Below are 13,545 nucleotides of genomic sequence, written 5' to 3'. Positions count from 1 at the left end.
TTGCTAATTGTTAAAGAACATTTGACTGAAGCGTTTCGCCTCGTCAGGGCTGCGCATTCTACGCTAGCCGATTTGAAAGTCAACCGTTAATTTGCATTAAATTATCGAATTTTCTTTCCCGGTTAAAAGCCTTGCTTTTGAACCAGACTGATTGGCTTGTGACCCTAGCCCTTATTGAGCTGGTCTGCCGTGTCAGTGGATGCGCATTATAGGGACAAACGAATTTGGTGCAAGCCCTTTTTTAAAATATTTCACATTTTCTTTTTATTGCGCTTTTATTATACAAATTGGCCTTACTTCATGGTCTATAACCTTAACTTAGGTATATAAAAGCTCGATAACGGTTAAGGCAACATTGTTTTAAAACTTTAATCGTTATTTATGCTGATTAGCGACGGTTTGCTAGTGATCATCCTAGCTGCTTTAGGTAACATAGCCGCCCTTTTTCTACACCGGCAAACGGAGAGCAGTAATTAATGTCTTTTGCATTAGGTCAACGTTGGATAAGCGATACAGAATCAGATTTAGGTTTAGGCACAGTCGTAGCCGTTGAAGGCAGAATAATCACCCTGCTCTTTCCTGCTTCTGGCGAAAAAAGAAATTATGCTAAAGACGACGCTCCTGTCACGCGAGTCATCTTTAATATCGGCGACGATATCCTCAGTCATGAAGACTGGACACTCACCGTCACTCAAGTAAATGAAGATAGTGGCTTAGTCTCATACCTGGGCATTCGTAAAGACACTGAAGAAGAAGTTGAACTGCGTGAGACCATGCTTAATAACTTCATCAAATTTAATAAACCCCAAGATCGCCTTTTTGCTGGCCAGGTAGATAGAAACGAATATTACAATTTGCGTTACCAGGCATTACAGCATCAGTTCGAACAACAGCAGTCTGATTTACGTGGTTTAATGGGGGCGCGAGTTGACTTAATCCCTCACCAGTTTTACATCGCGGAAGAAGTAGGAAAGCGGCACGCGCCTCGTGTATTGCTCGCAGACGAAGTTGGTTTAGGTAAAACCATCGAAGCAGGTTTAATCATTCACCAACAACTCATTTCAGGCCGTGCTAACCGCGTACTAATCGTATTGCCAGAAACGTTGCAGCATCAATGGCTCGTTGAAATGATGCGTCGTTTTAACCTTCATTTCAGTATCTTTGATGAAGAACGCTGTATTGAAGCTTACGCAGAATCGGATAATCCATTTGATACCGAGCAGCTAATTATCTGTAGCATCGACTTCTTGCGCAAAAAAAAGACCCGCTTCGAGCAAGCCGTATCTGCAGATTGGGATTTGTTAGTAGTGGACGAAGCGCACCACCTCAAATGGCAACAAGATGAACCGAGTAGGGAATATCAAGTAGTGCAAGCTCTTGCACAAGCAACCCCTGGAGTATTATTACTGACAGCAACTCCAGATCAGCTTGGTCACCAAAGTCACTTTGCCCGCTTGCGATTACTCGACCCAGATAGGTTTTATGATTACGAGCGTTTTGTAGAAGAAGAAAAGAAATACAGTGACTTAGCCGAAACGGTCAATCAATTGCTTGACGCTGCGAGCATTTCCAACGAACAGGCGGAGCAGCTCAAAACGCTATTAGCCCACCATGACATCGCGGCATTACTCAGTGATCTCCACTCTAATGATGTCGAGCAACAAGATGCGGCTAAACACGCCTTAATAAAACTGCTACTAGATCAACACGGCACAGGACGTATTTTATTTAGGAATACCCGAGCGGCTATAAAAGGTTTCCCTTGCCGGCAATTGAACTCCATTGCATTAGCTTTACCAGAACAATACAAAACCGCTTTAAAGGTTGCCAAGATGATGGCCAGTGGCGGCACAATCGAAGAGCAAGCAAGGCAATCACTTTACCCAGAAGAAATCTTTCAAGAATTTGAAGGGCAGAATAACTCTTGGTGTCAATTTGACCCGCGCGTTGATTGGCTGTTGAGTTTATTGCAAGCTAATAAGAATGAAAAGGTTTTGGTCATCTGCGCTAAAGCCCACACGGCTTTAGCACTTGAAGAGTCGTTACGAACTCGAGAAGGTATTCGCGCCACGGTGTTCCACGAAGGCTTATCCATTATTGAGCGAGATCGCGCAGCGGCTTGGTTCGCACAACAAGAGGCCGGTGCACAAGTCATGATTTGTTCAGAAATAGGCTCTGAAGGTCGTAACTTTCAATTTTCACATCACCTAGTGTTATTTGATTTGCCCATTAACCCAGATCTTCTTGAGCAGCGTATCGGCCGCCTAGATCGCATTGGCCAAAAACACGATATCGATATTCACGTGCCATATTTTGAACATACCTCTCAAGCTATTTTGCACGATTGGTATCACCACGGCTTGAATGCGTTCGAAAAAATCTGCCCCGCTGCGCGTAACATCTACGACGCTCATAAAGAGGATTTGTTTTCAATCCTGGCAGAGCCGCAAGCAGACGCCGTTGATGTAGAGCGCTTGATTCAGCAAAGTCACGAACTTGAAACTCAATTGAGTGCTCAATTAGAACAAGGTAGAGACAAATTACTGGAATTAAATTCTGCCGGTAGTTTAAGCAATAGCGACGTTCTGACCAAACTGGCTCACGCCGACCAGCAACCCACATTTCCTTTATTTGCACTCAAACTGTTTGATGTCCTTGGTATTAACCAAGACGATAAGGGGGAGAACTGCTTAGTCTTGCATCCTACCGAGCACATGCTTGTGGCCAATATCCCAGGCCTGCCATCTGATGGCGCAACCATTACCTTCGACCGTGAAACGGCGCTAAGCCGCGATGATGTGCATTATTTAAGCTGGGAGCACCCTATCATTCGTGGCGGCATGGACATTATTTTAAGCGGTGACACCGGCACAACTTCAGTATCTTTACTGAATAATAAAGCCCTACCCGCTGGCACTATGTTCCTTGAGCTTATTTTCTTGGTTGAAGCCCCAGCCAGTGAGCACAGTCAGTTACAACGTTTTCTTCCCACAACACCAGTGCGTGTTTTGTTAGATAAAAGTGGTAAAGATTTAGCTGATAACGTGGATTTTGATACCTTTAAAAACCAGCTTAAGCCTGTAAATAGGCACTTAGGCAGTAAATTAGTGAATGCCTCGCAACAAGCCATCCACCCACTACTGGCACAAGCTGAAGCCATAGCCAAAGACAAAATGGCGGCGATAAAATCGCAAGCAAATGAAAAGCTTCACCAAGCAGTGGGTCAAGATATTGCTCGCCTAGAAGCATTGAAGGCTGTAAACCCGAGTATTCGCAGTGAGGAGATTACGCATTTACAAGACTTACTCGCGCAATCAAGTCACATTTTGAGTCATACTCAATTACAACTGGATAGTTTAAGGTTTATTGTTTCAACCCAAAACTAAGGATGCACAGCTGCTGCAATGATGCAGCAGCTTGCTCCCGTCTCAGGCGAACCGAATGCCGTGCTAACGAGTGGTTAAAGCAGGAGTAGACATGTTAACTAGGCTTATAAAACACCCCATCTGGGTAATATTGTTGATTGCCTCAGCTTCGTTGTCAGTGCAAGGGGCGCCCGAGGCAACCACTGAGTCAAATGATGATAAAAGCGCCGAATCAACCACTCAAGCCGATACAGACACGAAGACAGACAATAAAGCAGCTCAAAAAGAACAAGGCATTGAACCCAGTGACAAAAATAGTCAACTAACACCGTCACCCACTCCAGATATCGTTCCTGCTAATCGCTATTTTAATCAGCAAAACCTGGCAGACTTTGCTTTAGACCATGGTAACAATCGTATTGAAAACCTTGGTAATGAAGATGACCCGCTCTTTGCATTGATCCAGCCAGCTGAAAACGCCCCCATTTTAGGCACGGGTATCTTACTGCCCAACCTCAACAGCACAGTGAGCAGTGCCCAATTGAAGCGCTTTCGACTGCAACTACAAGCACAAGGCTGGCATGTCATTACCTTAAGTCCACCACAGCTAAATTTGAGTTGGCTGGCGGCAGACAAGGCGTTAGCTGAAACCTATCAAGCCACTTTTTCTGAACGTCTAAGCGCCTTAAAAGAAATCCCTGAAATGGCCCAAGACAACCTATGGGTTATGGCGCAAGGCAATAGCGCTGGCTACGTAATTCAAACGTTATTATCACAAAATGAGCCAGCGATTGATGCGTTAGTATTGTTCGACGCGGCGGCCTGGGATAAAGAAACACAGAAAACCTTAGCCGTTAGCGTAGGTCAAATCAGTCAACCTCTGTTAGATATCGTATTCAAAGACGCCAATAACAACGCGGTGCATCAATATAAACAAAGAGCTTTGCAAGCCAAGTTGGCAGGAAAAGCAAATTATCGACAAATTATCTTACCGAGCCAATATCTTGAACGCCACTTGGAAGACGAAGTATACGGCTGGACACGCTTCTTAGGATGGCAACCATGACCACAGTATTTTTAGACCGCGGCACTATTCCAAATCACATAACCATGCCAAACAGCCAATGGCAGCTCTTTGATGAAACCCATGACACAGAGGTGTTAGCACGCATCATTGATGCTGAAGTGATCATCAGCAACAAAGTAAAGTTGCAGCGTCAACATTTGCAACACTGTCGACACCTCAAGTTGATTGTTATTGCAGCCACTGGCACCAACAATGTTGATTTAAATTATTGTAAACAGCAAGGAATCCAAGTAAGTAATATTCAACATTATGCTGACGAAGGTGTACCTGAACATGCTATCGCTATGTTATTGGCATTGGCTAAAAAGCTGATTCCGTATCACCAAGCAACCCAAGAAGGACACTGGCAGCAGGCAAAACAGTTCTGTTACTATCAACAGCCCATCTCAAACCTTGCAGGCAAAACCCTCGCGATTATAGGGCAAGGAGCTTTAGGGCAAGCGATAGCTCAACTAGCCAAAGCGTTTGGCATGCAAGTCATATTCGCTGAGCGCAAAGGAGCCACAGTTATTCGTGCGGGAAAAGTCAAGTTTGAAGATGCACTGTCTCAAGCAGATGCTGTCAGCTTGCATTGCCCCCTCAGCCAGAACAATGCTGATATGTTTGGGCCGTTAGAGTTTGCTTTGATGAAATCCAGCGCATATTTTATCAATACCGCAAGAGGGGGACTGGTTAACGAAACAGCCTTGGTTAATGCTGTTTTATCAAACCAGATTGCCGGCGCCGCCACAGATGTAGCAGTGACTGAGCCACTGGCTGCTGGCAGCCCCTTAGAAGCTTTATTCAACGCTGATAATTTTATTATCACTCCTCACGTAGCCTGGGCAAGTGACGAAAGCTTGCATAATCTCGTCACACAAATCGACAGCATCATCAGTGCGCATCAACAGGGAGAAGCCATTAACCAAGTTACCTAAAAGGTCAGGGTTATTTGAACTCTTTCGCTTGTTTTATTAATTCGTAGGCTTGCTGAATATCTTGCGCTTTTTCTTTAGCCACTTCCATCATCTCCTCAGGCAAGCCTTTAGCCACTAATTTATCCGGGTGGTGCTGGTTCATTAACTTACGATAGGCTTTTTTAATCTCTTGCGCGCTTTGCTCTGGTGTGACTCCAAGCAATTGATATGCGTCTTGTAGCTGCTGCTCGCGATCGGCAGCAGACGCTCTCTTACCTTGTCGGTGAAATTTAAATTCCGCTTCAATCATAGAGATCAAACGCGTCAAATCAGTCCGTGAAAACCCTAAAGTATCACTGATGACCTCCAGCACTGCTTTTTCTTTCTGATGCAATTCGCCATCAGCAAACGCTGCTTGCAATTGAATTTCGAGGAACATCTGCAGCACGTCACGGCGACCTCGACAACTCGCGACAAACTCTTCCATGACTTGCTCTAATGGAAAGTCAACGGATTTACCTTGACGAAAAGCCTCTTGCGCAGCCTGTTTATGGTCAGCATCGAGCTTTAGCCTGTCCATAAGCAATGAGGCAACCTGGATCTCAGCTTGAGTAACATGCCCTTTTGCCTTGGCAATGTGCCCCATCACAGAGAAAGTAGCGTGAAAAAATAATTGCCGGCTCTTTAGCGCTTGTTTTCTAAGGCTTCCCATTAGCCCTTCTTGGACCGAAAAGTCTTGCGATAAAGCGCGATCAAATTTATGGCCAAGCCATAACCCTAAAAGAGCGCCAAAAACGTGCCCAAACATAAAACCAAAAAAAGCACCGCAGAGTTTGCCCCAAACCTTCATATTCGACCTTACAAAATAGATTTTCTCGTCTATTGTTACAAAATCTCCCCGTTGCAAGCAAATAGCAAACATATTTCATTAGAAAGTCACACGCTTGATTGCAGTAGAAGAAAGTAATGCTTTATTATAGAGCGCTTAGCTAATCGCTCGGTTGACTTTTAGAGCTTAGATACGGAATTTAGAGAATAACAATGATAAAACGGACGCTTGTTTCTTTGAGCTTCACCTTAGCTCCACTTGCCATCGTTAGCGCCGACACCACTAAATCGTTAGAAGATAAAGTCACCTTGGCAGATCTCCCTCTGACACAACGATGTTATGCGCACGTACCGCCAGTAAAGCAAGGCAGCACCGCAGATCCTTCATCCCTGCCAGTGATTGCTGATGCTGACCATGTGTCTGGCCAAAACAATACATTCGTATTCACAGACAATGTTAATGTTAAGCAAGACATCAAGACCTTGACTGCGGACAAAATTACATACAATAAAGACAGCCAACTCGCGGAGGCTGAGGGCAATGTGCGTTTCACGGACGGACAGCTCACCTTATCGGCTCAGCAAGTTCATGCAAACTTACAAAGTTCGACCGCTCAAGCTTTTGACACTGATTATCAGTTTCATGGTAAAGGCGGTAGAGGTAGCTCAGATGAATTAATAGTACTGGATAAACAGCACTATATTCTCAATGAGGCAAGTTATACTTCTTGCCCCCCAGGAGACACCACTTGGAAGGTTTCAGCTAAAGAATTTAATATCGATAACGAAGATAATATTGGCACAGCGCGCCATGCTAAACTTTACCTCAAAGATATCCCGATTTTTTATTTCCCGTATTTCAGCTACCCGCTAGGGAATGAAAGAAAATCTGGGCTACTCATTCCTAGTGTATCCTCAAGCTCCACCGATGGCTTTTCTTATGAGCAACCTATTTATTGGAATATTGCACCAAATTACGATGCCACGTTAAATATCAAAGCGATGAGTGATAGAGGCGTGCTTGCAAAAGGTGAGATGCGTTACTTGCAGCCTCAGTTTACGGGTATGCTAAATGCGGAATATCTGCCTGACGATAAAATATATGGTGATGACCGTTATTTACTAAGTTGGCGACATAACTCGATTTCGACCAAAAACCTAAGATTTAATGTGGATTACGCCAAAGTCAGTGATAACTATTATTTAACGGATATAGATACACCTATAGGAAGCCAAACAGATAATCAGTTATTGCAAACGTCTAAATTATCTTGGGTAGAGCGCTACTGGAATGCAGAAGTTGAAATCAGAGACTTTCAAGTACTGTCAGACAGTAGTCAACCTCACATAGTAATGCCCAAAATAGCGTTTGAAGGCTATTATCCGACGAACTGGTATAACCTAGAAGCAGATATTTATGCTGAGGCTACCCGTTTTGATCATAAAGAGCATGACGTTTATACCGGTAGCCGGTATCACTTTGAACCAAAAATTGTGCTGCCTTTATACACACAGGCAGCTTTTATTAATACCGAGCTTACCTATTTACTCACTAAGTATGATCAAGATATACCGTCACCTTATAAAGAAACGTGGTACGCAGACTTAGACGAGTCAGTCACTCGCAGCTTACCTATGTTTAGCATACATGGCGGCCTTAACTTTGAACGCAATGCAAACTTTTTTGATAATCGCTTAACGCAAACTCTAGTGCCTCAGGTTAAATACCTTTATGTGCCTTATGAAAATCAAGATGGTATCGGCTTATACGATACGGCACCATTGCAAACAGATTATTATGCGTTATTTCGGGACAGGTCTTACTCTGGACTCGACAGAGTTGCAGATGCCAATCAATTAACGGTAGGTGTCAGCTCTAGCTTTTTTAACCAAAACTTTGAGGAGCGATTTCGTGCCGCTATTGGGCAGGTGTTTTATTTCACCCCCTCTCGTGTGACTTTACCATCCTATACCAACGTTACCGATGTTTCGAAATCTGCTTTACTGGCTGAAATTGACGTTAATTATGATAAAAGATGGTTTTACCGAGGCGGTGTTGAGTTTGATACCGAAAAGGGTGACCTAAAACGGGGGAACAGCACCATAGAGCGTCGCTGGGCTTGGAATAAACTCGTCCAACTAAATTATCGTTACATTAAGTCTACCGAAGAGCTTGAGCAGCAAAATATCAAAGGCATTGTTAACCAGGTTGGCAGCAAAGTAGCTTGGCCTATCAACGAACAATGGAGTGCTATTGGTAGCTATTACTATGACATAGATAACTCTCGTAAAATTGAGTTCTTAGCGGGTGTCAAATATGAGGATTGCTGTTGGGGAGTCAGTTTAGTTTATGATCAACATATGAAAACCGGATATGGTAGCATTGGCGACATAGACAATAACTACAAAATCGAAGACAGTATCAAGTTGCAAATTGAATTAAAAGGTTTGGCTAACTTTGGCTCTGGTGCTAAGACACGCTTAAGCCAAGGGTTATTCGACTACGGCCGCCCGTTTGCTAATAAATAAGATAAAGACATTAATATGAAAATGAACAAAGTATTACTCACTGCCATATCTGCCGGTATGGCTTTATTTAGCTCCTGGCTTTCTGCGGCTCCTGTTGAGCTGGATGAGGTTGCAGCCGTTGTCAACCAAGACGTCATTATGCAAAGTGAAGTAGATAAACTCACCGACAATGTGCGCAGACAATACCTAGAAGCAGGTAAAGACGCACCTGAGATGGCTGCACTAAAAAAGCAGGTGCTTGAAAAACTCATCGGCGATAACTTACAACTACAAGCGGCGCAACGCTTAGGCATCAAGATCAGCGACTCGCAGCTTGAGCAAACCATTTTAAGCATCGCCAAAGATCAAAACTTATCAGTTTCACAACTTCAAAATAACATAGTAAAAGATGGCACCAGCGTGGCAGAGTTTCGCCATAGCGTAGAAGAAGAGCTACTAATATCTGATGTATCTCGAGTGCAAGTTCGTCGCCGTATTAATATTTCAGAACAAGAAGTTGAACAACTGCTAAAAATGGTTAATGAACAACAACAAGAGCAAAGCCAGTACCGTATTGGCCATATCATGCTAAAGCTCGATAGCGAAGCCAGCTCAGAAGACTTAAGCCAAGTGACTAACAAAATTAAGCAAATTCTGGCGGACGTCAACGCGGGCTCTGATTTTGAAGCCCTTGCGCTTGCCAATTCACAAGGACCTAAAGCGCTGCAAGGCGGTGACTGGGGCTGGATGAACCTAAATGATATGCCAACACTGTTTGCAGAGGCTATCAACGGCGGTAAAAAAGGCCAAGTGTTTGGCCCAATCAAAAGTGGTGCTGGCATGCACATTCTTAAAGTCATTGACATTAAAGGTAAGCAAGTTGTCACGAGCACAGAGGTCAACTCACGCCATATCTTAATTAAGCCTTCGGTCATTTTAAGCGACGCTAAAGCCAAACAAGTTTTAGATAAATACCGCCGTCAAATTTTGAGTGGCGAAAAAGACTTCGCCGAACTGGCTAAGCAACATTCCGAAGATCCAGGCTCTGCGATCAAGGGCGGCGAACTAGGTTGGGCTGACCCAAGCTTGTATGTGCCTGCATTTAAAGACGAAGTATTGCGTTTAGATATGCGAGAGATCAGTCAACCATTTCGTTCCGTTCATGGCTGGCACATCGTTCAGTTAATAGGCAAACGCACCGCTGATATTACTGACCAAGCCAATGAACAACGCGCGTATCAAATTATCTTTAATCGCCGTTTTAACGAAGAACGTGAAGCTTGGGTGAATGAGTTAAGAGAAGAAGCCTACATCCAAATTATGCAGGCAGAGTAGTTCATGACAGTACAAAGAATCGTTATCACGCCTGGTGAACCCGCAGGCATAGGCCCAGACTTAGCCATCACTTTGGCGCAACAAGACTGGCCTGTTGAGCTTGTTATCGCCGTGGACAGCCAGCTTATGGCTGCTCGCGCCAAGGCGCTCGGTCAAAACATATCTCTCGTTCAATATGACAACACTCAGGCTCCTCAGCCTCATCAAGCCGGAACAATGCTAGTGGCACATATTCCACTGGCCGCCCCGGCTGAAGCAGGTCAGCTTGATGAGCGTAATGGCCAATACGTGTTGGATACCTTGCAATACGCTTGCGAAGGTAATATGTCTGGAGAATTTGCGGCGGTGGTAACCGGCCCAGTGCACAAGGGCATCATTAACCGTGCCGGTGTTTCATTTAGCGGCCACACCGAATTTTTTGCTCAACAATCGGGGACGCCAGATGTTGTAATGCTCCTTGCGACGACAGGCTTACGTGTTGCACTAGTAACAACCCATATCCCATTAGCCTATGTAGCAAAAGCCATTACTCGTGAACGCATTTTACATATTACGCAGATTTTAAACGCCGAGTTAAAAACCAAATTTGGTATTAAGCAACCGCGTATCTACGTGTGTGGCTTAAATCCACACGCAGGGGAAGATGGCCATTTAGGGACTGAAGAAATTGATACCATCAGCCCTGCCCTCGACGAACTCCGCGAGCAAGGTCTAGACTTAATAGGCCCTTTGCCTGCAGATACTTTATTCCAACCCAAATATTTAGACGATGCAGATGCAGTGCTGACAATGTACCACGACCAAGGCTTACCCGTATTAAAGTTCAAGGGCTTTGGAAATTCGGTTAACATTACCTTGGGCTTGCCATTTATTCGCACGTCGGTGGATCATGGCACCGCCATTGAACTGGCAGGCAAAGGCGAAGCAGATCCAGGCAGTATGTTTACCGCATTAAATCAAGCCATCGAAATGGCAGAGAACAAAACGATATGAATTCAAAAGTCCATCAAGGTCACCGCGCCAGAAAGCGCTTTGGTCAAAACTTCTTACATGACAAAAACGTCATTGATTCTATCGTTGCGGCGATCAACCCTAAAAAAGATCAAACGTTAGTAGAAATCGGCCCAGGCCTTGGCGCCCTTACTGAGCCTGTAGCAGAGCTTGTTGACACCCTAAATGTGGTTGAGCTTGACAAAGATTTGGCTGAGCGCCTTGAGTCTCACCCATTTATTCGCCATAAGCTGAATATTACTCAAGCCGACGCAATGCGGTTTGACTTTACCACGTTACTCGAAGGCGATAATAAACTCAGAGTATTTGGTAACTTGCCTTACAACATTTCTACTCCGCTGATGTTTCACCTGTTTTCATTTGCAGGGAAGGTGCAAGACATGCACTTCATGCTGCAAAAAGAAGTGGTTAAGCGATTAGCTGCAGGACCAAATAGCAAAGCTTATGGCCGCTTAACAGTCATGGCGCAATATTACTGTAAGGTTATCCCCATTATTGAAGTGCCTCCTGGCGCGTTTAAACCAGCACCTAAGGTAGACTCAGCGGTGGTAAGGCTAGAGCCGTATCAAGAGCTGCCTTATCCTGCGAAAAGCATCAAACTGCTAAATCAAGTCTGTACTCAAGCGTTTAACCAACGCCGTAAAACCTTGCGTAATAGCTTGAAAAAATCATTCACAGAAGAACAATTGAGTGAATTAGGCATTGATGGCAATCTGCGCCCAGAAAATGTCACGATCGAGCAATACGTGCTTTTGGCTAACTGGTTATTTGATAACCCTATTTCAGATACGGAAACAGCTTAATGCAGAGCGAACAGATCCAAATTCAGGTTGAGACACAATACATCAAATCTCAATCCCAACCGGAGAACAATAAGTACGTATTTGCTTATACCATCACCATTAATAACCAAGGTGATGACACGGTGCAATTGCTTCACCGGCATTGGCTTATTACCGATGCCGACGGTAAAAAAACGGAGGTAGAGGGCCCAGGAGTCGTGGGAGAACAACCAGAAATAACGCCTGGTGAGAGCTTTTCTTATACCAGTGGTACCGTACTTAATACACCAATAGGCGTGATGGAAGGACACTACACTTTACAAGTGGCTGACAGCGACTTGATCCAAGCAACCATTCCTACCTTTCGTTTATCTGTGCCAAACATCCTGCATTAAATATCATGGCCACTTATATCGTCGGAGATATTCAAGGTTGCTATCAAGAGCTTATCGCCTTATTGGCACAAGCTCACTTTGACCCTGCAACCGATGAGCTTTGGGTAGCGGGAGACCTGGTAGCCCGAGGCCCGCAATCATTACAAACACTGCGCTACATTAAATCCTTAGGCCAAAGCGCGCAAATTGTTCTGGGTAACCATGACTTGCACCTACTGGCAGTCGCAGCAGGTATTATGAAGGGTAAAAAAAAGGATCTGACTCAAGCCATCTTTGACGCTCCAGATAGAGACGAGCTACTCGACTGGCTCAGACAGCAGCCGTTGGTTGCAAAACACCCTCAACATGGCTTTTACATGGTACACGCCGGCATTTCTCCGCAATGGCAGATACAAGATAGCATCGGCTATTCGGCAGAAGTCAGCCGCTGGCTTGCCGGTAATGACTACCTGTCTTTACTTGAGCAGATGTACCAAAATACGCCAGATACTTGGTCGGACGCATTAACGGGTATTGAACGCGCACGCTACATCATTAATGCCTGCACCCGCATGCGCTATTGTTACCCTGACGGCCGCTTAGATTTTGGCAATAAAGATGCTCCCGCCAAAAACACTCATATGAGCTTGAAACCTTGGTTTGAGATTGATACTAACCAGTTTAAAGGCGCAGACATCATGTTTGGCCATTGGGCAGCATTGATGGGCAAAACAGGTCTCAATCATATTATAGGGCTTGATACGGGTTGTGTATGGGGTAATCAATTAACCATGTTACGTTGGCAAGACAAGCAGCTATTTCACTTACCTTGCCCGGTTTAGAAATTACTGAGTCGACCTTGTACTATCTTTGTCTAACCAAAGTGACAAACTCTAAGTCATATGCATTTCGCTCATCTGCATGATAAGTTTCAGATGATACGGTTTGCCAATTGGCAACACCTTGATAATCTGGAAATTGAGTATCACCGTCAATATGAGCGTTAATATGGGTAAGGTAAAGTTGGTCCGCTAATGGTAAAAAAGCTTGGTAAATACCGCCACCGCCAATCACCATCACTTCAGGCACATCACTGACTAAAGTCATTGCCGCTTCTGGGCTGATTGCTGTTGTGACGCCTTCCGCTTGCCAACTTGCATCGCGGGAAATAACAATATTTAGCCGCCCAGGCAAAGGCCTACCAATCGAGTCATAGGTTTTTCGCCCCATAATGACAGGCTTACCTAAAGTTGTTTTTTTGAAGAACTTTAAGTCCGCAGGTAAATGCCAAGGCATATCATTGTTTTTGCCAATCACTCGGTTGTGAGCCATTGCCGCTATCATTGAAAGCTTCATGCC

Annotated in this window: 11 protein-coding genes; 9 read left to right on the top strand and 2 right to left on the bottom strand. The window is 44.5% G+C overall.

Annotation, left to right across the window (positions count from 1 at the left end; all coding sequences use genetic code 11):
* Positions 1-476: 476 nt before the first annotated feature.
* The 3 genes from rapA to D1Z90_RS18365 all read left to right on the top strand — a co-directional run bounded on the left by rapA (position 477) and on the right by D1Z90_RS18365 (position 5,369).
* Positions 477-3,386 (top strand): RNA polymerase-associated protein RapA, encoded by a 2,910-nt coding sequence (gene rapA, locus D1Z90_RS18375; RefSeq protein WP_119912257.1) that lies wholly within the window; start codon positions 477-479, stop codon positions 3,384-3,386.
* 91 nt (positions 3,387-3,477) lie between these two features.
* Positions 3,478-4,431, top strand: coding sequence for a DUF3530 family protein (locus D1Z90_RS18370; RefSeq protein ID WP_119912256.1), 954 nt, complete (start codon positions 3,478-3,480; stop codon positions 4,429-4,431).
* Entirely contained in the window at positions 4,428-5,369 is a 942-nt protein-coding gene (locus D1Z90_RS18365; protein ID WP_198419265.1) for an NAD(P)-dependent oxidoreductase, read from the top strand. The genes D1Z90_RS18370 and D1Z90_RS18365 overlap by 4 nt, the downstream gene beginning before the upstream one ends.
* Before the next feature lie 10 nt (positions 5,370-5,379).
* Here D1Z90_RS18365 and djlA read toward each other — a convergent pair whose 3' ends face one another.
* The gene (gene djlA, locus D1Z90_RS18360) at positions 5,380-6,198 is read right to left on the bottom strand and encodes a co-chaperone DjlA (protein WP_119912254.1); all 819 of its coding nucleotides are present in this window, start codon (positions 6,196-6,198) and stop codon (positions 5,380-5,382) included.
* A gap of 191 nt (positions 6,199-6,389) precedes the next feature.
* Here djlA and lptD point away from each other — a divergent pair, with 191 nt between their 5' ends.
* The 6 genes from lptD to D1Z90_RS18330 are packed head-to-tail and all read left to right on the top strand — an operon-like array spanning position 6,390 to position 13,028.
* A complete protein-coding gene (gene lptD / locus D1Z90_RS18355) occupies positions 6,390-8,705 on the top strand; it encodes an LPS assembly protein LptD (RefSeq protein ID WP_119912253.1) in 2,316 nt (771 codons plus the stop codon).
* Between the two features lie 15 nt (positions 8,706-8,720).
* A complete protein-coding gene (gene surA / locus D1Z90_RS18350; protein WP_232525301.1) occupies positions 8,721-10,019 on the top strand; it encodes a peptidylprolyl isomerase SurA in 1,299 nt (432 codons plus the stop codon).
* A 3-nt stretch (positions 10,020-10,022) separates the two neighbouring features.
* Positions 10,023-11,012, top strand: a complete 990-nt coding sequence (pdxA, locus tag D1Z90_RS18345; protein ID WP_119912252.1) for a 4-hydroxythreonine-4-phosphate dehydrogenase PdxA — start codon at positions 10,023-10,025, stop codon at positions 11,010-11,012.
* The gene (rsmA, locus tag D1Z90_RS18340) at positions 11,009-11,833 is read left to right on the top strand and encodes a 16S rRNA (adenine(1518)-N(6)/adenine(1519)-N(6))-dimethyltransferase RsmA (RefSeq protein WP_119912251.1); all 825 of its coding nucleotides are present in this window, start codon (positions 11,009-11,011) and stop codon (positions 11,831-11,833) included. Before pdxA ends, rsmA begins: the two co-directional genes overlap by 4 nt.
* Positions 11,833-12,207 (top strand): Co2+/Mg2+ efflux facilitator ApaG/CorD, encoded by a 375-nt coding sequence (gene apaG / locus D1Z90_RS18335; RefSeq protein ID WP_119912250.1) that lies wholly within the window; start codon positions 11,833-11,835, stop codon positions 12,205-12,207. Before rsmA ends, apaG begins: the two co-directional genes overlap by 1 nt.
* Positions 12,208-12,212: 5 nt before the next feature.
* Positions 12,213-13,028: a symmetrical bis(5'-nucleosyl)-tetraphosphatase gene (locus D1Z90_RS18330; RefSeq protein ID WP_119912249.1), complete on the top strand. Its 816-nt coding sequence runs from the start codon at positions 12,213-12,215 to the stop codon at positions 13,026-13,028.
* A 22-nt stretch (positions 13,029-13,050) separates the two neighbouring features.
* Here the strand turns inward: D1Z90_RS18330 and folA are convergent, their stop codons facing one another.
* Positions 13,051-13,542, bottom strand: coding sequence for a type 3 dihydrofolate reductase (folA, locus tag D1Z90_RS18325; RefSeq protein WP_119912248.1), 492 nt, complete (start codon positions 13,540-13,542; stop codon positions 13,051-13,053).
* Between the last annotated feature and the right edge of the window lie 3 nt (positions 13,543-13,545).

This window comes from Motilimonas pumila (assembly GCF_003596335.1).
Classification (GTDB): domain Bacteria; phylum Pseudomonadota; class Gammaproteobacteria; order Enterobacterales; family CBDFNC01; genus Motilimonas; species Motilimonas pumila.
The sequence above is the reverse complement of the archived record's forward strand: the minus strand, read 5'-3'. Positions and strand labels throughout refer to the sequence as shown.